We start from the raw sequence: 21,383 nt of genomic DNA, 5'->3' as shown, positions 1-21,383 counted from the left end.
CAGACAGCCAGACAGGTGGTTCGGGATTGCGGCGTGTCAGCGCCATGGAAGCGGTCCTCACCCACCTCCGTCGCGCCATCGAGCGCGGCGACTACGTGATCGGTGACAAGCTCCCCTCCGAGGCGGAGCTCTGCCGCACCCTGGAGGTCAGCCGCCCCGTGCTGCGCGAGGCCCTGCGGGCTCTGCAGACCATGGGGCTGACCGTCTCCAAGACGGGGAAGGGCACCTTCGTCGTCGCCAGCACCATCGAGGACCCCACCTTCGGCGACTACGCGGCCAGCGACCTGCTGGAGGTGCGCCGACACGTCGAGATCCCGGTCGCCGGCTATGCGGCGCTGCGCCGCACTCCGGAGAATCTCGACCACCTGGCCCACCTCCTGGACCGGATGGAGCGGGAGACCGACACCACCGCGTGGGTCGCGATGGACACGCTCTTCCACCTGGCCGTGGCCGAGGCGGCCCAGAACCCGGTGTTCCGCCGGGTCATCGAGGAGATCCGGGACGCGCTCGCCCGCCAGTCGGCCTTCCTCAACGAGCTGGGCGATCGGCGGGAGCGGTCCAACCGCGAGCACCGGGCGATCGTCGAGGCGCTGGTGGACGGCTCCCAGCACGACGCGGTCGAGGCCATGGCCCACCACCTCGACTGCGTCGAGACGACCCTTACCGACATCGTGCGCCCCCGGCGCACGGACACCCCCACGGAAGGCGAACCCGAGGCGTGAGCGAGCAGTCCCTGCAGGAAGAGTCCGATCAGGCGGACATACGCACCTCGTCCGGTCACGTCGACGCCGGTGACGCGGGCTACAGCAAGTCCCTCAAGTCCCGGCACGTCAACATGATCGCCATCGGCGGCGCCATCGGCACCGGCCTGTTCCTCGGCGCGGGCGGCCGCCTCGCCGACGCCGGCCCCTCCCTCTTCATCGCGTACGCGGTCTGCGGCGTCTTCGCCTTTCTCGTCGTCCGTGCCCTCGGTGAACTCGTCCTGTACCGGCCCTCATCCGGCGCGTTCGTCTCGTACGCCCGGGAGTTCCTCGGTGAGAAGGGCGCCTACACCGCGGGCTGGATGTACTTCCTCAACTGGGTGACCACCGGCATCGCCGACATCACCGCCGTGGCCACCTACACCCATTACTGGGGCCTGTTCTCCGACATACCGCAGTGGGTGATCGCGCTCGTCGCCCTGGCCGTGGTCCTCACCGTGAACCTCATCTCGGTGAAGATCTTCGGGGAGATGGAGTTCTGGTTCGCCATCATCAAGGTCAGCGCCCTGGTGATCTTCATGGGGATCGCGATCTTCCTGCTGGTCACCCGGCACCCGGTCGACGGCGCCACCCCCGGCCCGTCGCTGATCACCGACCACGGCGGTGTCTTCCCCAACGGCGTGCTGCCGATGCTGCTGATCATCCAGGGTGTCGTCTTCGCCTACGCCTCCGTCGAGTTGGTCGGCGTCGCGGCGGGCGAGACCGAGAACCCCGAGAAGATCCTGCCGAAGGCGATCAACTCGATCATGTGGCGCGTCGGTCTGTTCTACGTCGGCTCGGTCGTCCTGCTGTCGATGCTGCTGCCCTGGAACAGGTACTCCGCAGGCCAGAGCCCCTTCGTGACGGTCCTCTCCCACATCGGCGTCCCGGCGGCCGGCGCCGTGATGAACCTCGTCGTACTCACCGCGGCCATGTCCTCGCTCAACTCGGGCCTGTACTCCACCGGGCGCATCCTGCGCTCCATGGCGATGTCCGGCTCGGCACCGAAGTTCACGGGCGTGATGAGCCGCACTCAGGTCCCCTACGGCGGCATCCTGCTCACCAGCGGCATCTGCGTCCTCGGCGTGGGCCTCAACTTCGTCGTCCCGGCGGACGCGTTCGAGATCGTGCTCAACTTCGCGGCGATCGGCATCCTGTCCACCTGGGGCATGATCATGACCTGCCACCTGCTGTTCTGGCGGAAGACGCAGGCGGGCGAACTGTCCCGGCCGAGCTACCGGCTGCCCGGCTCTCCGTGGACCGAGATCGTCACGCTCGGCTTCCTCCTCTCCGTGTTCGTCCTGATGTACGCAGACGGCGGCGCCGGCCGCACGACCGTGCTGTGCGTGCCGCTGATCGTGGCCGCCCTGGTGGCCGGCTGGTACGGCGTACGCGGGCGGGTTGCCCGTACGAAGTCCTCCAAGGTGAATGTGTGAACCACGCAGTGCTGGACGGCAGTCCGGTGGCTCAGCCGCCGGTGATTCGAGAGCCCCGCCACGCCCCGGTCGCCCACCTCATCCGCGGTGGAGTCGTCGAAGGCATCCACTACGGCTCGGTCGTCCTCCTCGGCGCCGACTCGGCCGTGGACCTCCAAATCGGTGACATCGAGGTCGCCTTCCACCCGCGCTCGGCGCTCAAGCCGCTGCAGGCGGTGGCGATGGTGAGGGCTGGGCTGCCGCTCGACGGGGAGCTACTGTCGCTGACCGCGGCCAGCCACTCCGGCGAGAGCCGGCACCTCGCCGGCACCCGTCGCATCCTGGAGCTGGCCGGGGTCCGTGAGGACGAACTGCGCAACATCCCGGACCTTCCGTACGACCCGGTTGTGCGCGACACCTGGGTGCGCGAGGAGCGCCTGCCGTCCCGGCTCGCGCAGAACTGCTCCGGCAAGCACGCGGCCATGCTGTACACCTGTGAGCTCAACGGCTGGTCGCTGGAGGACTATCTCGACCCCGCCCACCCCCTCCAGCGGGCCATCGCCGAGACCGTCGAGGACCTCACAGGACAGGCGATCGCCCAGGTGACCGTCGACGGCTGCGGCGCGCCCCTGTTCACCGTCTCACTGCACGGGCTCGCGCGTGCCGCGGCCCGGATCACCACCTCGCCGGCCGGCACCCCGGAGGCCCGGGTGGCCGACGCGATGCGCGAGCACGCGGAGATGGCCTCCGGCTCGGGGCGCGACGTCGCCGCGCTGATGCGCGCCGTGCCCGGGCTCCTCACCAAGGACGGATTCGAGGGTGTCCAGGTCGCCGCCCTGCCGGACGGCCGGGCCGTCGCCGTGAAGATCTCCGACGGGGCGAACCGGGCGCGCATACCGGTCGTTGCCGCGGCCCTCGCCCGCGCCGGCGTCGACCGGGCGGCTCTCGCCGAGTTCGCGGGTGAACCGCTGCTCGGAGGCGGCAAGCCGGTCGGCAGCGTCCGGCCGGTCCGTGCGCTCGACCCGCTCTCCCCCACGCAAGCCTGACCGAGCGAATCGTCACCTCCGAAAGAGGCCCACACAGCAATGACCTCCGCAGCCCACCGCAGCGAACACGACCTGCTCGGCCACCGCGACGTGCCCGCCGAGGCGTACTGGGGCATACACACCCTGCGCGCCAAGGGGAACTTCGCCGTCTCGGGGACGCCGATCTCCGCGTACCCGCACCTGATCGACGCCCTCGCCGCCGTCAAGGAGGCCGCCGCCCTCGCCAACGAGGAACTCGGCCTGCTGGAGCCGGAGAAGGCCGCCGCCATCGTCGGGGCATGCCGCGAGATCCGCGACGGCAAGCTGCACGAGCAGTTCGTCGTCGACGTCATCCAGGGTGGCGCCGGTACCTCGACGAACATGAACGCCAACGAGGTCGTCGCCAACCGGGCGCTGGAGCTGCTCGGCCACGCCAGGGGCGAGTACCAGCACCTGCACCCGAACGAGGACGTCAACCTCGGCCAGTCCACCAACGACGTCTACCCGACCGCCGTCAAGATCGCCACGGTCTTCGCCGTGCGCGGTCTGCTCAAGGCGATGGCCGTGCTCCAGGACGCCTTCGCCGGCAAGGCCGTCGAGTTCCGCGACGTCCTGAAGATGGGCCGCACCCAGCTCCAGGACGCGGTGCCGATGACGCTGGGGCAGGAGTTCTCGGCGTACGCGGTCATGATCGACGAGGACCGCAGCCGGCTCGCGGAGGCCGTCGAGCTGATCCAGGAGATCAACCTCGGCGCCACGGCGATCGGTACGGGCCTCAATGCCCCGGCCGGATACGCCGAGTCGGCGCGCCGCCACCTGGCCGAGATCACCGGCCTTCCGCTGGTGACGGCCGCCAACCTGGTCGAGGCCACTCAGGACTGCGGTGCCTTCGTGCAGATGTCCGGCGTGCTCAAGCGGGTCGCCGTCAAGCTCTCCAAGAGCTGCAACGACCTGAGGCTGCTGTCGTCCGGGCCGCGCGCGGGCTTGAACGAGATCAACCTGCCGCCGGTGCAGGCAGGTTCGAGCATCATGCCCGGCAAGGTCAACCCGGTGATCCCCGAAGTCGTCAACCAGGTCGCCTTCGAGGTGATCGGCAACGACGTCACCATCACCATGGCCGCGGAGGCCGGGCAGCTCCAGCTGAACGCCTTCGAGCCGGTCATCCTGCACTCGCTCTCCAAGAGCATCGTGCATCTGGAGCGCGCCTGCCTGACCCTCGCCGAGCGGTGCGTCGCCGGGATCACGGCGAACGAGGCGGAACTGCGGGCCGCCGTGGAGAACTCCATCGGCCTGGTCACCGCCCTCAACCCGTACATCGGCTACGAGGCGGCCACCGGCATCGCCAAGGAGGCCCTCGCGAGCGGGCGCGGCGTCGCTGAACTCGTGCTGGAGAAAGGCCTTTTGCCAGCCAAGCGACTGCAGGGGCTGCTGCGGCCCGAGGTGCTCGCGGGGAGCGGTTCGCCGCAGCCCTGACCCCGGCCGCCGGTCGAAGGCCCCGACCGCCGCTGAGCGGTCGGGGCCTTCGTCATGGCTGGTCAGCCATGGCGGAGGATACGAGGGTCGTGCTCCGCGTCAAGCCCGACCCGTACTTCGTTTCCGACGCGATGACGGCGGATCGGCGGGCCCCAGATCCTCCCCCGGGGCCCCGAAGTTGATCATCGGGACTGGCGTGGCGCCTACAGCCAATCCCGCCGCTTGAAGATGAAGTACAGACTCACGCACACCCCAGCCATCAGCAGAATCGCGAACGGGTACCCAGCCACCCACTTCAGCTCGGGCATGTTCTCGAAGTTCATGCCGTAGATCGTTCCCACCAACGTGGGAGCAAACAGAATGGCCGCCCACGACGAGATCTTCTTGATCTCCTCGTTCTGTTCGAAGCCCGCCTCCGCCAGTGCCCGCATCTCCGCGTTCTGTTGCTGTGTCACCAGCGTCGCGTTGACCGTGAGGATTTCCGTGAGGGCCTGGCGGAAGCCGTCTACGCGTTCGCTGGTGTGGGTGACGTGGTCGGCCACGTCGCGGAGGTAGCGCTGGAGTTCCTCGTCCGTGCCGTACTTGGCGAAGCCTGCCATCAGGCCGTGCAGCATGCCGACCAGAGGGCGGGTGGCGCGCTGGAACTCGACGATCTCGCGGGAGAGTTCGTAGATGCGGCGGGACACTTCGGGGTCGCCGCGGAAGACTTCCGTCTCGATTTCGTCGATGTCGTTCTGGACGCCGGAGACGACCGGGGCGTAGCCGTCGACCACCGCGTCCAGGATCGCGTACAGCACCGCTTCCGGACCCAGGGCCAGCAGCTCGGGGCTCTCCTCCATGCGGCGGCGCACCGCCGAGAGGTCGGGCGCCGCGCCGTGGCGGACCGTGATCAGGAAGTCGCGGCCGATGAAGACGTGGAGCTCGCCGAAGTCGACCTCCTCGGGCGCGTCCAGATAGCGCGCCGCCCGCAGGACGACGAAGAGTGTCTCCCCGTACCGTTCCAGCTTGGGGCGCTGGTGGGCCTCCAGCGCGTCCTCGACCGCCAGTGGGTGCAGGTCGAACTCCTCCGCCAGCGACAGCAGTTCCCCCTCGGACGGGCGGTGCAGGCCGATCCACGCCATCCCGTCGGGCGTCTCGCGCAGTCGGCGGAAGGTCTCCGCCAGCGTGTCGGGGGACGAGACCCGGCGGCCGTCCCGGTACAGCGCCGACTCCACCACGCTGCCGTGGTCGTGGCGGGCGGGGCCGGAGGGAGGCGGGGGCCCGAGCGCCGGGGGCGTCGGCTGCGGCGGCTGGCGACGCCACGAGTGCTTCCTCGCCGGTGGCGACGGCTTGTCGGGGCCGTCTCCCCGCTCACTCACGGCCTCACCACGCCCGCGCGCGCTCCTCGCTCGGTCATGGCTCCACCACCTCCCGCGCCCATCGCCCGCCTGCTCCGGACGCAGGATATACGCCCCAAATGGCACAGGCTCGGCGTTCCGGACGCCCTTGGCCCGGGAACGACGCCGATCGAGGCCAGGATCTGGCCTCGATCGGGGCTAGCGTGCCCACATGGCCCCACAGACCACCCGCCGCGCCGCCACCCACACCCCCACCGCCCCCGTCCTGACCCCCCGCGCCCTCAACCGCGCCACCCTCGACCGGCAGCACCTCCTGCGGCGCACCTCCGCGCTCGGGCCCAAGGAGGCGGTCGCGCATCTCGTGGGGTTGCAGGCGCAGAACGTGAAGCCGCCGTACTTCGCGCTGTGGGCCCGGCTCGCCGGGTTTCGGCCCGAGCAGCTCTCCTCGCTCATCGAGGCGCGTGAGCTCGTACGGATCGTGACCCTGCGCTCCACCATCCATCTGCACACCGCCGACGACGTCCTCACCCTGCGGCCGCTCGTCCAGGCGGCCCGCGACCGTGAGCTCAAGCAGTTCCGGGGGCAGCTGGAGGGCGTGGATCTGGAGCGGCTCGGCGCGACCGTACGGGCGCTGGTCGAGGAGCGGCCGTACACCATGAAGGAGCTCCGGGACGTGCTCGGTGCGCGGTGGCCGGGCGCCACTCCCCAGGCGCTCTCGCTCGCCGCCCGGTGCGTGCTGCCGCTCGTGCAGGTCACCCCGCGCGGGCTGTGGGGGCGCGGCGGGCAGGTCGCGCTGACCACCGCCGAGCACTGGCTGGGGCGCGCGCCGGGGCCGGTCCCGGCGCCCGACGACACCGTGCTGCGCTATCTCGCCGCCTTCGGGCCCGCCTCCGTCAAGGACATGCAGACCTGGGCGGGACTGACCCGGCTGGGTGAGGTCTTCGAGCGGCTGCGGCCCCGCCTCGTCACCTTCCGTGACGAGAACGGGGTCGAGCTCTTCGACCTCCCGGACGCGCCCCGCCCCCACGAGGACACCCCGGCCCCGCCGCGCTTCCTGCCGGAGTTCGACAACCTGCTGCTGTCGCACGCCGACCGCACGCGGGTGATCCCGGCCGCCTACTGGGGCCGCGCCTGGAAGGGCAACCAGGCCTTCCGCACCCTCCTCGTGGACGGGTTCCTCGCCGGTGTGTGGCGCTTGGAGGAGTCCGCGCGGGACGGGCGCGCCGTCCTCACCGTTCAGCCGTTCGGCACGCTGACGCGCGCCCAGCGCGACGAAGTGGCCGAGGAAGGCGAACGGCTGCTCGCCGCGATGACACCGGCCGGGATCACCTCGTACGACCTCCGGTTCGGGGACGTCATGGGGTGAGCCCGGCCCGCCGGGCCGCCCCCGGCCGCTCAGCGGCCGTCACACCCCCACATCCCGCCCCCGCTGGTCCTCGAACGTCTCCCGCCGCAGCAGCAGCCGGGCCCGGCCCCCGGACACCGCCACCACCGGCGGGCGGCCGGTCATGTTGTAGCCGGACGCCATCGAGACCTGGTACGCCCCGGACGCCGGTACGGCCAGGATGTCTCCGGGGCGTACGTCCTCGGGGAGTTCGACGTCCTGCGCCAGGACGTCGCCCGCCTCGCAGTGCCGGCCCACCACCGTCGTGGCGCGCATCGGCGCCGTCGTCGTACGGCCGACCATACGGACCGTGTAGCGGGCGCCGTACAGCGCCGGGCGCGGGTTGTCGCTCATTCCGCCGTCGACCGCGACGAACACCTGCCCGCCGGTCCGCTTCACCGACAGTACGCGGTACAGCGCGACCCCGGCCGACGCCATGATCGAGCGGCCCGGCTCGACCGTCAGGCGGGGGAGCGGGAAGCCGAACTCCGCGCAGGAGCGGGTCAGTTCGTCCGTGATGCGGCGGCCGTACGCGACCGGCGGCGGCGCCGGGTCGCCCGGCAGATACGCCGCCGCGAAGCCGCCGCCCAGGTCCAGCTCCGAGAGCGTGACGCCGTGCCGGTCGCGGATGCGGGCCAGGAAGGCGACCAGCCTGCGCACCGCCTCCCCGTACGGCTCGGCCGACGCTATCTGGGAGCCCAGGTGGCAGTGCAGGCCGGCCAGGTCGAGGCCGGGCTGGCCGAGGACGCGTACGACGGCGTCCTCCGCGTCGCCGTTGGCGATCGACAGGCCGAACTTCTGGCCCTCCGCGCCCGTGCGGACCTTGGGGTGCGCGCCCGCCTCGATCCCCGGCAGCACCCGGACCAGCACCTTCTGGGCGGTGCGCGGGGGCACCTGGGCCGCGATCCGGGCGATCTCGGAGTCCGCGTCGATGACGATCCGGCCCACCCCCAGGCGCAGGGCCGTGCCCAGGTCGCGCGGGGACTTGGCGTTGCCGTGCAGGACGAGGCGCTCGGGCGGGAAGCCGCGGGTCGCGGCGAGCTCCAGCTCGCCCGCCGAGCAGACGTCGAGCCCGAGGCCCTCCTCGGCCATCCAGTCGACGACGGCCCGGCACACGAAGGCCTTCGCCGCGTAGACGACCTCGGCGTCCGGCAGCGCCGCCCGCCAGGCCCGCGCCCGGGACCGCACCTCGGTCTCGTCGAGTACGTACACGGGCGTCCCGTGGTGTGCGGCCAGCTCGGCCAGCGACACCCCGGCGAGCGACACATCCCCGCCGGGTGCGTGCACGGCGGACCGCGGCCAGACCGAGGGCGCGTGCAACTCCCGTATGAGGGAGTCCGGTTCGGTGGTCATATGACGTTCCCCCTTCGTCAGTCGACGAGCGCGTGGAGCGCGGGGGCGGCCGTCGAGGCCGGCACGCGCGGCAGGCCGGCGGTCTGCGGGTCCCGGCGCGCACAGGGATGCGCGCCGGGACCGGTGCGTACGGCCGCCGCGGCCGGGGCCGCCAGCTGCGGGTCGACCGTCACCGTCGTCACGCCCAGCGGCGCCGCCAGCGACCGCAGCGCGGGCTCCGCGAGCCGGATCCAGCTCTGGTCGGGCCCGAGCACCGCGCACAGCCGCTCGGGACTGGTGAAGCCGACGGCGGTCCGTACGCCGAGCGGGGTGCGCGAGAAGCACAGTTGCTGTCCTCCGGCAGAGCCGAGCCGAACCGGCACGTACAGGGGGCGGACCGGTACGTACAGAGGGCGGGCCGACCTGTACGGCGGCGCCGCCGGGCGGCGTTCGTCGGGGTCCGCGTCGTCGGTGGTGAGGGTTTCCATGGTGGTGTCCTTCGGTGGGGAAGCGTCCCTGAGGGGCAGCGCCGCTGGGTGCGACGCGTCGACGTTATGCCCGCCCGCGCCGGTGGGAGTCGCCTCCTGACGCCGTGTTGACCTCGTTCCGGCCGACTTTGACGGCCCTCTAGCGCCCCTCGCCGACGGGCGTATCTCCCTCGTTAGAGTCACCGCAGGGAACTGCGGCAGCTCAGCTGCTTCGTCACCGCCGCCGAGGAACGGCACTTCGGGCGGGCCGCCATGGGGGTCCCCGGGGAGCTCGCCCCCCGGCATCCCGGTCGAGCTGGTGTCGGCGGCGACCCGGGACCGGCTGGAACAGGTGGCCGACGGCCGGCTGGACGCGGCCCGCGCCGACGAGCAGAGGCCCGCTGTTCTCCTCGGCGTGCTCTCAGGGGGCGGGGGAATCCGCCGCGCGGACTTCCCCCGCACCCCCCTGCGGGGGTAAAGAGGCCTGGTCACACACCGCGAGGTGGTAGAGAGTGGCCAGGCAACGAGGAGGGCACATGGACGCACGTGGCGCCACACAGGAGTTCCGGGCCGCACGGGACTTCCTGCTGGAGCACCGGGAGGACTACGCGACGGCCTGCCGGGAGTTCAGCTGGCCGCGCCCCGAGCGGTTCAACTGGGCGCTCGACTGGTTCGACGTCATCGCCGAGGGCAACGGCGCCACCGCCCTGCACATCGTCGAGGAGGACGGCAGCGAGATCACCCTCTCGTACGCCGAGATGTCGCTGCGCTCGGACCAGGTCGCCAACTGGCTGCGCGCCCAGGGGGTACGGGCCGGGGACCGGGTCGTCGTGATGCTGGGCAACCAGCAGGAACTGTGGATGACCGCGCTGGCCGCGATGAAGCTGCGGGCCGTCGTCATCCCCGCGACCCCGCTGCTGGGCCCGGCCGACCTGCGGGACCGGATCGAGCGCGGGCGCGCCCGGCATGTGATCGTCCGGGCCGGGGACACGGCCAAGTTCGCGGACGTGCCGGGGGAGTACACCCGGATCGCCGTGAGCCCGCCCGGCACCGGCCCCGTTCCCGGGTGGCTGGACTTCGACGGGGCGTTCGGGGCCGAGGCGCGGTTCGAGCCGGACGGGGAGACCCTGGCCGACGACCCGCTGATGCTCTACTTCACCTCCGGCACCACGGCCCGGCCCAAGCTGGTCGAGCACACCCATGTGTCGTATCCGGTGGGCCATTTGGCGACGATGTACTGGATCGGGCTCAAGCCCGGCGACGTGCATCTGAACATCTCCTCGCCCGGCTGGGCCAAGCACGCCTGGTCGAACCTGTTCGCCCCGTGGAACGCCGAGGCCACCGTCTTCATCCACAACTACACACGCTTCGACGCGGCCCGGCTGATGGCGGCGATGGACGCGGCGGGCGTCACCAGCTTCTGTGCGCCGCCCACGGTGTGGCGGATGCTGATCCAGGCCGACCTGAGCGCGCTGAAGTCCCCGCCGCGCGAGGTCGTCGCGGCCGGCGAGCCGCTCAACCCCGAGGTCATCGAGACCGTCCGGCGCCAGTGGGGCCGGGTCATCCGGGACGGCTTCGGACAGACCGAGACGGCCGTGCAAGTCGCCAACACACCCGGGCAGTTGCTCAAGACCGGGTCGATGGGGCGGCCGAGCCCCGGCTACCGGGTGGAGCTCCTGGACCCGGTGACCGGTGAGCACGGCGCGGCCGAGGGCGAGATCGCCCTCGATCTGTCGGCCCGCCCGGTCGGCCTGATGACCGGCTACCACGGCGACCCGGAACGTACGGCCGAGGCGATGGCGGGCGGCTACTACCGCACCGGCGACATCGGCTCCCGCGACGAGGACGGCTACATCACCTACGTGGGGCGGGCGGACGACGTCTTCAAGGCCTCCGACTACAAGATCAGCCCCTTCGAGCTGGAGAGCGCGCTCCTGGAGCACGAGGCGGTGGCCGAGGCGGCCGTCGTGCCGGCGCCCGACCCGGTGCGGCTCGCCGTGCCCAAGGCGTACATCGTGCTCGCGGCGGGCTGGGAGCCCGGCCCGGACACCGCGAAGGTGCTGTTCGAGCACTCGCGCGCGGTCCTCGCCCCGTACAAGCGGGTGCGCCGCATCGAGTTCGGCGAGCTGCCCAAGACGGTCTCCGGGAAGATCCGCCGCATCGAGCTGCGCGAGGCGACGGCGGCGGGCTCCACCGCCGAGTACGACGAGGGGGACCTGCGATGACCGACCTCTCGTACGCCCACGGCACCAGCGGCACCCCGCTGCTCGGCGACACGATCGGGGCCAACCTGGACCGGGCGGTCGCCGCCTGGCCGGACCGCGAGGCGCTGGTGGACGTGGAGTCGGGACGGCGCTGGACGTACGCGGAGTTCGCCGCGGCGGTCGACGAGCTCGCGCGCGGGCTGCTCGGCAGCGGCGTCGCCAAGGGCGACCGGGTTGGCATCTGGGCGGTGAACTGCCCGGAGTGGGTGCTCGTGCAGTACGCCACGGCCCGGATCGGCGCGGTCATGGTGAACATCAACCCGGCCTACCGGGCGCACGAGCTCGCGTACGTACTGAAGCAGGCCGGGATCTCGCTGCTGGTCGCCTCGCGGACGCACCGGACGAGCGACTACCGGGCGCTGGTGGAGCAGGCGCGTCCGGAGTGCCCCGAGCTGCGGGCGGTGCACTTCATCGGGGACGCGTCGTGGGACGCGCTGGTGGCGGCGGGCGCTTCGGTACCGCCCGGCGAACTGGCCGCGCGCGCCGCCGGGTTGTCGTGCGACGACCCCATCAACATCCAGTACACCTCGGGGACCACCGGCTTCCCCAAGGGGGCGACGCTCTCCCACCACAACATCCTCAACAACGGCTATTTCGTGGGGGAGATGATCTCCTACAGCGAGCAGGACCGGATCTGTGTGCCGGTGCCGTTCTACCACTGCTTCGGCATGGTGATGGGCAACCTCGCGGCCACCTCGCACGGGGCCTGTGTGGTGATCCCGGCGCCGTCCTTCGACCCGGCGGCGACACTGCGGGCGGTGCAGCGGGAGCGGTGCACCTCGCTGTACGGCGTGCCGACGATGTTCATCGCCGAGCTGAACCTGCCCGACTTCGCCGCGTACGACCTGTCCTCGCTCCGTACCGGGATCATGGCGGGCTCGCCCTGCCCGGTCGAGGTGATGAAGCGGGTCGTCACCGAGATGAACATGGCGGAGGTGTCCATCTGCTACGGCATGACGGAGACGTCCCCGGTGTCCACCCAGACCCGCGTCGAGGACGACCTGGAGCGCAGGACCGGCACGGTGGGGCGGGTGCTGCCGCACATCGAGGTGAAGGTGGTGGACCCGGCCACCGGTGTCACGGTGCCGCGTGGCGAGGCGGGCGAGCTGTGCACCCGCGGCTACAGCGTGATGCTCGGCTACTGGGACGAGCCGGAGCGGACCGCCGAGGCGATCGACGCGGGGCGCTGGATGCACACCGGGGACCTGGCGGTGCTGCGCGAGGACGGCTATGTACAGATCGTCGGCCGGATCAAGGACATGATCATCCGGGGCGGTGAGAACGTCTATCCGCGTGAGATCGAGGAGTTCCTCTACGCCCACCCGAAGATCGCGGACGTCCAGGTGGTGGGCGTGCCCGACGAGAAGTACGGCGAGGAGATCCTCGCCTGTGTGATCCCCCGCGACCTGGCGGACCCGCCCACCCTGGACGACATCGCGGCGTTCTGCCGAGACCGCCTGGCGCACTACAAGGTGCCGCGGCGGCTGCGGATCCTCACCGAGTTCCCGATGACGGTGAGCGGGAAGGTGCGGAAGGTGGAGCTGAGGGAGGGGTACGGGGAGTAGGGCGCGTGCGGGGTGGACGCCCTCCTTGGTGGTGGTGGGCGGGGCCCTGGTGGGTCGGGCCTGGTGGGCGCGGGCCGTTCGCGCGGATCGGCGAGCGGCCTGCGCTCCACGTCGACAGGCCCCAGGTCGACAGGCCGCAGGTAGAGAAACCCCCGGTCGACAGGCGGCCCCTGGCCGCCAGGTCCCGGCCGGCGGGCCCCCGAGCGCGGCTCAGGGGCCCGTCGCCACCAGTTCGTCCGCCGCGTCGTTGACCGGCTGCGGGGTGCCCGTCAGGTCCATCACGAACAGCGGGACGGACAGCTCGTCGCCCCGGGCGCGGGCGTCCTTGGTGTACCCGGCGAGGGAGAAGTAGACGCCGGTCGCCGAGCTGCTCAGCGCGTTCAGCCACAGGCACTCCACCGCGCGCAGCGACGCCGGGCGGGTGGTCGGGTCGACCTGGGCGACCAGGCCGGGCCCGCGCAGATCGATCCCGGAGGCCGGCCGCGCCTCGGACTGCAGGACGTCGCGGAAGCCCAGCCACTTCAGATAGAGCGCCGCCGCGGTCACCGCGTCCCGGGCGGTACGGATGGTCACCGGCCGGAACGCCGGGCGCGGGGGTGCCGCGGTCGGCGGGACCGGGATGTGCGTCGGCAGCGGCGCGGGCGCCGCGGCGACCGGTCGCACCGGGATCCGCAGCACCGCGCCGCACGAGCAGCCCAGCTCGGGCTGCGGCCACTGGTCCTGCCGCCCGCAGGCGTCGCAGCGCACCGCGACCCAGTCCTCGGTCCAGGTGCGATGGGTGATCGGCTCGGGCGGGGCCCCGCGCTGGAGCGGCGGGGCGAGCGGGGCGCCGCAGGGGCAGGGATAGGTGGTCGCGGCGTACCGGTGCTCCCGCCGGCACACCGGACACCGCACCCCGAGCGTCTCGCGCCCGAGCCCGCCCCGGGGGTGGGCGGGGGTCGCGGGGACGGGATAGGGGGCCGCTTCGGGGCGTGCCGGCCGGCCGGGGTATCCGGCGCCGGGGCGCCCGGGGCTGCCGGGGTGCTTGGCCGAGCCGGGGCGCCCGAGCCCGTCGGCGTGCCCGGGGCCGCCAGGGTGTCCCGCGCCGTCGGGGCTGCGGGGGCCGGTGGCGTCGCCGGATGAGGGGGCTTCACTGGGGTGTCGAGCCCGGCCGGTGTCCGCGCCGCCCGGATAACCGGCCGGGCCGGGGTGCCCGGACCCGCCGGGGCGCCCAGGGTGACCGGCTCCGCCCGAGCCGCCGACGCCGCCCGAGTCACCGGCTCCGCCCGCGCGGCCGAGGCCAGGGGTGTCGTCCCGTCGCTCCGGGCCGCCCGGTCCCGGGAACCCGCCGTATCCACCGGCTCCGCCGGACCCGGTTCCGCTGATGCCCATGTCGTCCACCCCGTGCTCGCCGACCGTACGGCCCATCGTCCCGCACCCGCGCCCGTACGGGAGGCGAACCAGGGGGATCTCTTGACGCGCCTGCGCACGCCCTTTATGTTTCTTCCATATCGCAGAACTAAACTTCCGCATTACGGAATCACGGCTCTCAGGTGGCGCGACAGAGCCCGATCCGCCAGGCCGAAGCAGGAGCACTCCATGCCTCGTATGACCGCTGCCCGAGCGGCAGTTGAGATCCTCAAGCGCGAGGGCGTCACCAACGCGTTCGGCGTGCCGGGCGCGGCGATCAACCCCTTCTACGCGGCCCTCAAGGCCGGCGGCGGCATCAAGCACACGCTGGCCCGCCACGTCGAGGGCGCGTCCCACATGGCCGAGGGGTACACCCGGGCCGACGCCGGCAACATCGGCGTCTGCATCGGAACGTCCGGCCCGGCCGGCACCGACATGATCACCGGTCTGTACTCCGCGATCGCCGACTCGATCCCGATCCTCTGCATCACGGGCCAGGCGCCGGTCGCCAAGCTCCACAAGGAGGACTTCCAGGCGGTCGACATCGCCAGCATCGCGAAGCCGGTCACCAAGGCCGCGACCACCGTCCTGGAGGCCGCGCAGGTCCCCGGCGTGTTCCAGCAGGCGTTCCACCTGATGCGCTCCGGCCGCCCCGGCCCGGTCCTCATCGACCTGCCGATCGACGTCCAGCTCACCGAGATCGACTTCGACCCGGAGACGTACGAGCCGCTGCCGGTCTACAAGCCGGCGGCGACCCGCGCCCAGATCGAGAAGGCGATCGGCCTGCTGCTGGAGTCCGAGCGGCCGCTGATCGTGGCGGGCGGCGGCATCATCAACGCCGACGCGTCCGAGCTGCTCGTCGAGTTCGCCGAGCTGACCGGCACCCCGGTCATCCCGACCCTGATGGGCTGGGGCATCCTCGCCGACGACCACGCGCTGAACGCCGGCATGGTCGGCCTCCAGACCTCGCACCGCTACGGCAACGCGAACTTCCTGGAGTCCGACTTCGTCCTCGGCATCGGCAACCGCTGGGCCAACCGCCACACCGGCGAGCTGGACGTCTACACCAAGGGCCGCAAGTTCGTCCACGTCGACATCGAGCCGACCCAGATCGGCAAGATCTTCGCGCCGGACTACGGCATCGCCTCCGATGCCAAGGCGGCGCTGACCCTCTTCGTCGAGGTGGCGAAGGAGCTGAAGGCGGCGGGCAGGCTGCCCGACCGCAGCGCGTGGGCGGCCTCCACGCAGGAGCGCAAGGCGCGGCTCCAGCGGCGTACGCACTTCGACAACGTCCCGCTGAAGCCGCAGCGCGTGTACGAGGAGATGAACCGCGCCTTCGGCCCGGAGACCCGGTACGTCACCACCATCGGCCTCTCCCAGATCGCCGGCGCGCAGATGCTGCACGTCTACAAGCCGCGCCACTGGATCAACTGCGGCCAGGCCGGTCCGCTCGGCTGGACCATCCCGGCCGCGCTGGGCGTCGCCACCGCCGACCCGGAGACCCCGGTGGTCGCCCTCTCCGGCGACTACGACTTCCAGTTCATGCTGGAGGAGCTGGCGGTCGGCGCGCAGCACAACATCCCGTACGTCCACGTCCTCGTGAACAACTCCTACCTGGGCCTGATCCGCCAGGCCCAGCGCGGCCTGGACATCAACTTCCAGGTCAACCTGGAGTTCGAGAACATCAACTCCCCGGAGCTGGGCGTCTACGGCGTCGACCACGTCAAGGTCGTCGAGGGCCTGGGCTGCAAGGCGATCCGCGTGACGGAGCCGGACCAGCTGCTGCCGGCCTTCGAGGAGGCCAAGAAGCTGGCCGCCGAGTACCGCGTCCCGGTCGTCGTCGAGGCGATCCTGGAGCGGGTGACCAATATCTCGATGGGCGTCAAGATCGACGCGATCAACGAGTTCGAGGAGCTGGCGACGGAGCCGGGCCACGCCCCGACGGCGATCCGCCCGCTCCAGGTCTCGTAAGGCGCGCGACGCCCGACGGACCGACGGCTCCGGTGCTTCCCGTGGGGGGTGGCGCCGGGGCCGTCGCCGTTCACTCGTTCGGGTGCAGTAGGCAATCGTGTCGAATCCGAGACGGGCGGAAGCCACTGTGACGCACTTATACGCCCCATACTGAGAGGACCATGACGCAGCCGTCCGCGCCGAGGCGCCATCTGCCCACCAGTCCCTTCAAAGCTCCGGTCGAACCGCAGGCCAAGACCTTCGCCCTGGGCGACCGGGTCTCCCACGACCAGTTCGGCCTGGGCACGATCGTGGGCGTCGAGGACGGAGTCGCCATGCTCGTCGACTTCGGCTCCCGGCGCGCCCGGATCCTGAGCCCCTACACCCGCATGCACCGCCTCTGACCGAGGGACGGCGCAGCCCACACGCTCCACGTGCCAGAGCCCTGCCCGCGATCGTGTGATCGCGAGCAGGGCTCAGGCTGTTTCCTGCCGCCTTATTCCGGCCTCGACCCGGCCGCTTGCACATACACGATGAGCCGGCAGACCCAGGGGCTGGTATTCCGGCACACCTGGTACGGGGTCTTGACGAGGCCACGCAGGAGCGCCACCTGAGCGATGCGGCATTCGGCGAGGCGTTGGGCGTGTGCGAACTGCCGCCCCGGGCTGTCCTCCTTCCGTGCCAGACCCAGCTGCCGGTAGGGCCTCGGTCCCACGATGTGGAGAACCCGAGCTCCTGCACCATTGCGGTCATACGCTGCGGATTGGCGACGACCCACGCTTCTGACTGTGCTCCACTCAGCACCTCGACTGCCGAAGCCACTTCTTCGGGTGCGAGCACCGTGACAACGGTGGCCTCCTGCACTTCACCGTCGGGACTGGTCCACAGGTCCGTGCGCGGCGCACCGCCGTAGACGGCAAGCCCAGGCACGTCGGCCTGGGTGCGGCCGCATTCGAGAAGGACCTGATGCATCATTGGCGGAGGAGGAGCCCCACAGTGTTCCCGTGGTGTTCCCACCGACGCGCAATGAATCAAGGCCCCACCCGCAACCGCAGGTGAGGCCTTGATCATCGAGCGCTTGATTCGGGACCGTAAACCGAACCCGGCGCCCGGGTCTCGCAGTGGTGACCGCCCGACGGTGCGAGGCTGGGCGCGACAGGACTTTCGCGCCGCCGGGCGGAGTCGAGTGGGGGAGGGGGCTCCTTGGAGCCCGGGGGTGCGGGATCGCGGCGGCGGGGCGATTGGTGTGTCCCGGGGGGCCTTCCTTCAGGTCAAGAAGGGGCCGGGGCAGACCTTGACCACCGCACTGGCATCGACACGCCGCCGCGATCACCGAGTCGTCCGAATCGCCGGCCACCCCTCATCCGGGCCGGCGGTTCGGACTGCGTACGGAATCTGACCTCCCGTCGGATTCCGTACGCCGTTCAGGGGCGGGCGGCTCAGTCCTCGCGCAGGGCGCGGACCGCCTCCTCCACGCGCTTGCCGTACTCGGGGTCCGCGGCGTGGAAGTGGGCCAGGTTCTTCTCGATCACGTCGTCACGGGTGACCTGGGAGAGGCCGCCCGCGATGTTCGCGATCAGACGGGACTTCTCGTCGTCGGACATCAGCCGGTACAGCTCGCCCGCCTGGAAGAAGTCGTCGTCCTTGACGTGGGTGGGGGCCGCGTGGGTGCCCGTCCAGCCCGCGATCGCCAGCGGAGCGGACAGCGCCGCGTCCGTCTGGGACGGGCCCGCGTACGAGTTGGGCTCGTAGTTCTTGTCGTGGCGCGAGCCGTAGCGGGTCGCCATCAGACCGTCGCGGCCGTAGTTGTCCGCGGTCGTCGCCTTCGGCGCGTTCACCGGCAGCTGGGTGTGGTTGACGCCGAGGCGGTAGCGGTGCGCGTCCGCGTACGCGAAGAGGCGGCCCTGGAGCATCTTGTCGGGCGAGGGGCCGATGCCCGGAACGAAGTTGTTCGGGGAGAACGCGGCCTGCTCGACCTCGGCGAAGACGTTGTCGGGGTTGCGGTCCAGGACCAGCCGGCCCACCCGCTGGAGCGGGTAGTCGGCGTGCGGCCACACCTTGGTGAGGTCGAACGGGTTGAAGCGGTAGTCGGCCGCCTCGGACGCCGGCATGACCTGCACGTACAGCGTCCAGGACGGGTTCACGCCCCGCTCGATCGCCTGGAGGAGGTCGGTCTGGTGCGAGTTCGCGTCCTTGCCGACCAGCTCGGCGGCCTGCTCGGACGACAGGCTGCGCACGCCCTGGTTGGTCTTGAAGTGGTACTTGACGAAGAACGCCTCGCCCGCCGCGTTCGTCCACTGGTAGGTGTGCGAGCCGTAGCCGTTCATGTGGCGGTACGACGCCGGGATGCCGCGGTCGCCCATCAGCCAGGTGATCTGGTGCGTCGCCTCGGGGGCGTGCGCCCAGAAGTCCCAGACGTTGTCCGGCTCCTGCCTGCCCGTGAACGGGTCGCGCTTCTGGGAGTGGATGAAGTCGGGGAACTTGATCGGGTCCTTGATGAAGAACACCGGGGTGTTGTTGCCGACGAGGTCGTAGTTGCCCTCTTCGGTGTAGAACTTCAGCGCGAAGCCGCGCGGGTCGCGGACCGCGTCCGCGCCGCCGAGCGAGTCCGCCACCGTGGAGAAGCGGATGAACGTCTCGGTGCGCTTGCCGACCTGCGAGAGGAAGTCGGCCTTGGTGAAGCCGGTGACGTCGTCGGTCACCTCGAAGTAGCCGTACGCGCCGGAGCCGCGGGCGTGGACCACGCGCTCCGGGATCCGCTCACGGTTGAAGCGCGCGAGCTTCTCCAGCAGGTGCTGGTCCTGGAGGAGGATGGGGCCACCGACGCCGGCGGTGGCGGAGTTCTGGTTGTCGGCGACGGGGGCGCCGGACTCGGTCGTAAGCACGCGCTTCGACATCGTGACCTTCCGTACGGGAGCTGCACTGCTGAGCGGTCTGCGGTGTCAGGAGCGTAGGTACGCCCCGAAGCGAACGTCAACAGTTTGTTGAAAATGAAGTGGGGTGTTCCGGGCGGCGGCGACGCCTGGGCGCGACAGGACAGGTGTCAGCGCCACCGCCGCCCGGAAGTCTGGGGGCCCGCTCAGGGCGGGCCGGGAGCCGGAAGGCCCGTCAGGCGGCCGTCAGAGCTGGGCGCCGGACAGGCGCTCCACCGCGCGCAGCAGCGCGGAGTGGTCGAGCCCGCCGTCGCCCTGGGCGCGCAGCGAGGCGACCAGCTGGGCCACGACCGCGCCGACCGGCAGCGCCGCACCGACGTTGCGGGCGGCGTCGGTGACGATGCCCATGTCCTTGTGGTGCAGGTCGATCCGGAAGCCGGGGGCGAAGTCCCGGTTGAGGAAGTTGTCCTTCTTGCGGGTCAGCACGGTCGAGCCGGCCAGACCGCCGTTGAGGACGTCGAGGGCGGCGGCGAGGTCCACGCCGGACTTCTCCAGGAAGACCACGGCCTCGGCGCACGCCTGGATGTTGACCGCCACGATGAGCTGGTTGGCGGCCTTCACCGTCTGGCCGGAGCCGTGCGGGCCGCAGAGCACGATGGTCTTGCCCAGCGCGTCGAAGATGCCCTTGGCCTCGTCGAAGTCGGCCTTGTCGCCGCCGACCATGATGGAGAGCACGGCCTCGATGGCGCCGGCCTCGCCGCCGGACACCGGGGCGTCCAGCACGCGGATGCCCTTGTCCTTGGCGTTCTTGGCCAGGTCGACCGAGGTCTGCGGGGTGATCGAGGACATGTCGATCAGCAGGGCGCCCTGCTTGGCGTTGGCCAGGATGCCGGCCTCACCGTAGGCGATCGCCTCGACCTGCGGGGACGCCGGGACCATGGTGATGATCACGTCCGCGTCCTTGACCGCGTCGGCGATCGAGGCGGCCGCGCTGCCGCCGGCGGCGGCCAGGCGGTCCAGCTTGTCCTGCTCCAGGGTGAAGCCGGTGACCGAGTAGCCGGCCTTGATCAGGTTCTCGGACATGGGGGAGCCCATGATGCCGAGGCCGATCCATGCGATCTTGGGGAGCGTGCTCATAGGGGGCCTCTCTCAACTGCGGTGTTACGTCAGGAAGTTCAGGGGGCGGTAAGGCCGGAGCGGGGGCCTCAGCGCGCCGCGCGGGCCTCGGCCGGGAGCCACCCGAAGGACGCGGCGGCGTCGGCCGCCTTGTACTCCAGGCCGACCCAGCCCTCGTAACCCGCCTTGGCGAGCTGGTCGAGCAGGGCCTCCAGCGGCAGCGAGCCGGTGCCCGGCGCGCCGCGGCCCGGGTTGTCGGCGATCTGCACATGGCCGGTCTTGTCCGCGTAGGCCTCGATGACCTGGGAGACGTCCTCGCCGTTCATCGACAGGTGGTAGATGTCGAGGAGGAACTTGGCGTTGCCGAGGCCGGTCGCCGCGTTCACCTTGTCGATGACCTCGATCGCGGCCGGGGCGCTCACCAGCGGGTAGAGCGGCGACTCCGGCTTGTTGAGGGTCTCGACCAGGAGGATCGCGCCGATACGGTCGGCGGCGCGGGCGGCCAGCACCAGGTTCTCCAGCGCGAGCGCGTCCTGCACCTGCGGGTCGGCCCCCTCCACCCGGTTGCCGTACAGCGCGTTGAGCGCCTTGCAGCCCACCGAGGCGGCGAAGTCGGCCGCGACCTCGATGTTGGCGCGGAAGCGGTCCGACTCCTCGCCGGGTACGGAGAGGGCTCCGCGGTCGGGGCCCGGCAGGGCGCCCGCATAGAAGTTCAGCCCCACCAGCTGGGTGCCGGCGTCGTCGAGCGCCTTCTTCAGGGCGTCGAGCTCGGCCTGCGCCGGAGTGGGGGTTTCGATCCAGGGCCACCACAGCTCGACCGCCGTGAAGCCCGCCGCGGCGGCGGCCGCGGGGCGCTCCAGGAGCGGGAGTTCCGTGAAGAGGATCGAGAGGTTCACATCGAAGCGCTGGTCCGAGCCGCGTTCATGCTGAAAGAGAGGGGCCATGGGGTCGGCGCTCCTTCCGTATTGCGGAAGTTAGTTTCTGCTTGATGGAAGGTTGCAGGGAGAGCGGCGAGCTTGTCAAGGGGGCCCGTACGATTGGCCTGCCGGATCT

The 21,383-nt window shown here is 71.2% G+C and carries 16 protein-coding genes; 9 read left to right on the top strand and 7 right to left on the bottom strand.

The genetic code is table 11. The features are described 5' to 3' along the window. The first annotated feature begins 44 nt into the window (after positions 1–44). The 4 genes from ABD236_RS17210 to aspA are packed head-to-tail and all read left to right on the top strand — an operon-like array spanning position 45 to position 4,653. The gene (locus ABD236_RS17210) at positions 45–722 is read left to right on the top strand and encodes a FadR/GntR family transcriptional regulator (protein WP_344074639.1); all 678 of its coding nucleotides are present in this window, start codon (positions 45–47) and stop codon (positions 720–722) included. Next, the gene (locus ABD236_RS17205) at positions 719–2,176 is read left to right on the top strand and encodes an amino acid permease (RefSeq protein WP_344074604.1); all 1,458 of its coding nucleotides are present in this window, start codon (positions 719–721) and stop codon (positions 2,174–2,176) included. Before ABD236_RS17210 ends, ABD236_RS17205 begins: the two co-directional genes overlap by 4 nt. Next, positions 2,173–3,201, top strand: coding sequence for an asparaginase (locus ABD236_RS17200; RefSeq protein ID WP_344074603.1), 1,029 nt, complete (start codon positions 2,173–2,175; stop codon positions 3,199–3,201). The genes ABD236_RS17205 and ABD236_RS17200 overlap by 4 nt, the downstream gene beginning before the upstream one ends. Positions 3,202–3,240: 39 nt before the next feature. After that, positions 3,241–4,653, top strand: coding sequence for an aspartate ammonia-lyase (gene aspA, locus ABD236_RS17195; protein ID WP_344074602.1), 1,413 nt, complete (start codon positions 3,241–3,243; stop codon positions 4,651–4,653). A 203-nt stretch (positions 4,654–4,856) separates the two neighbouring features. On the opposite strand, the gene ABD236_RS17190 is transcribed toward aspA, so the two are convergent. Continuing rightward, complete coding sequence (locus ABD236_RS17190) at positions 4,857–6,011, bottom strand: magnesium and cobalt transport protein CorA (protein WP_344074601.1); 1,155 nt, start codon at positions 6,009–6,011, stop codon at positions 4,857–4,859. A 190-nt stretch (positions 6,012–6,201) separates the two neighbouring features. On the opposite strand from ABD236_RS17190, the gene ABD236_RS17185 reads away from it, so the two are divergent. Continuing rightward, positions 6,202–7,356: a winged helix DNA-binding domain-containing protein gene (locus tag ABD236_RS17185; protein WP_344074600.1), complete on the top strand. Its 1,155-nt coding sequence runs from the start codon at positions 6,202–6,204 to the stop codon at positions 7,354–7,356. A 39-nt stretch (positions 7,357–7,395) separates the two neighbouring features. Here ABD236_RS17185 and lysA read toward each other — a convergent pair whose 3' ends face one another. Next, on the bottom strand, positions 7,396–8,727 hold the full coding sequence (gene lysA, locus ABD236_RS17180) for a diaminopimelate decarboxylase (RefSeq protein ID WP_344074599.1): 1,332 nt from the start codon (positions 8,725–8,727) through the stop codon (positions 7,396–7,398). Positions 8,728–8,744: 17 nt separating this feature from the next. Further along, entirely contained in the window at positions 8,745–9,194 is a 450-nt protein-coding gene (locus ABD236_RS17175) for an SAV_915 family protein (RefSeq protein WP_344074598.1), read from the bottom strand. Between the two features lie 515 nt (positions 9,195–9,709). On the opposite strand from ABD236_RS17175, the gene ABD236_RS17170 reads away from it, so the two are divergent. Both ABD236_RS17170 and ABD236_RS17165 read left to right on the top strand, forming a co-directional pair. After that, positions 9,710–11,398, top strand: a complete 1,689-nt coding sequence (locus ABD236_RS17170; RefSeq protein ID WP_344074597.1) for an AMP-binding protein — start codon at positions 9,710–9,712, stop codon at positions 11,396–11,398. Further along, positions 11,395–13,002 carry an AMP-binding protein gene (locus ABD236_RS17165; RefSeq protein ID WP_344074596.1) on the top strand — a complete coding sequence of 536 codons (1,608 nt, stop codon included), beginning with the start codon at positions 11,395–11,397 and terminating at the stop codon, positions 13,000–13,002. The genes ABD236_RS17170 and ABD236_RS17165 overlap by 4 nt, the downstream gene beginning before the upstream one ends. Positions 13,003–13,212: 210 nt before the next feature. Here ABD236_RS17165 and ABD236_RS17160 read toward each other — a convergent pair whose 3' ends face one another. Next, positions 13,213–13,896 carry a hypothetical protein gene (locus ABD236_RS17160; RefSeq protein WP_344074637.1) on the bottom strand — a complete coding sequence of 228 codons (684 nt, stop codon included), beginning with the start codon at positions 13,894–13,896 and terminating at the stop codon, positions 13,213–13,215. Positions 13,897–14,580: 684 nt separating this feature from the next. Between ABD236_RS17160 and gcl the strand changes: the two genes are divergently transcribed. Next, positions 14,581–16,362, top strand: coding sequence for a glyoxylate carboligase (gene gcl, locus ABD236_RS17155; protein WP_344074595.1), 1,782 nt, complete (start codon positions 14,581–14,583; stop codon positions 16,360–16,362). 161 nt (positions 16,363–16,523) lie between these two features. After that, positions 16,524–16,745: a hypothetical protein gene (locus ABD236_RS17150; protein ID WP_067166032.1), complete on the top strand. Its 222-nt coding sequence runs from the start codon at positions 16,524–16,526 to the stop codon at positions 16,743–16,745. Between the two features lie 1,035 nt (positions 16,746–17,780). Here the strand turns inward: ABD236_RS17150 and ABD236_RS17145 are convergent. From ABD236_RS17145 to ABD236_RS17135, 3 genes are all read right to left on the bottom strand, one after another. After that, the gene (locus tag ABD236_RS17145; RefSeq protein ID WP_344074594.1) at positions 17,781–19,238 is read right to left on the bottom strand and encodes a catalase; all 1,458 of its coding nucleotides are present in this window, start codon (positions 19,236–19,238) and stop codon (positions 17,781–17,783) included. A gap of 222 nt (positions 19,239–19,460) precedes the next feature. Further along, positions 19,461–20,351 (bottom strand): 2-hydroxy-3-oxopropionate reductase, encoded by an 891-nt coding sequence (locus ABD236_RS17140; protein ID WP_344074593.1) that lies wholly within the window; start codon positions 20,349–20,351, stop codon positions 19,461–19,463. Between the two features lie 68 nt (positions 20,352–20,419). Continuing rightward, positions 20,420–21,274: a TIM barrel protein gene (locus ABD236_RS17135; RefSeq protein ID WP_344074592.1), complete on the bottom strand. Its 855-nt coding sequence runs from the start codon at positions 21,272–21,274 to the stop codon at positions 20,420–20,422. Positions 21,275–21,383: the final 109 nt, after the last annotated feature.

This window comes from Streptomyces crystallinus (assembly GCF_039521265.1).
In the GTDB taxonomy this organism is placed as follows: Bacteria; Actinomycetota; Actinomycetes; order Streptomycetales; family Streptomycetaceae; genus Streptomyces; species Streptomyces crystallinus.
Note: the sequence above shows the minus strand (reverse complement) of the source record. Positions and strands in the feature narration are given on the sequence as shown.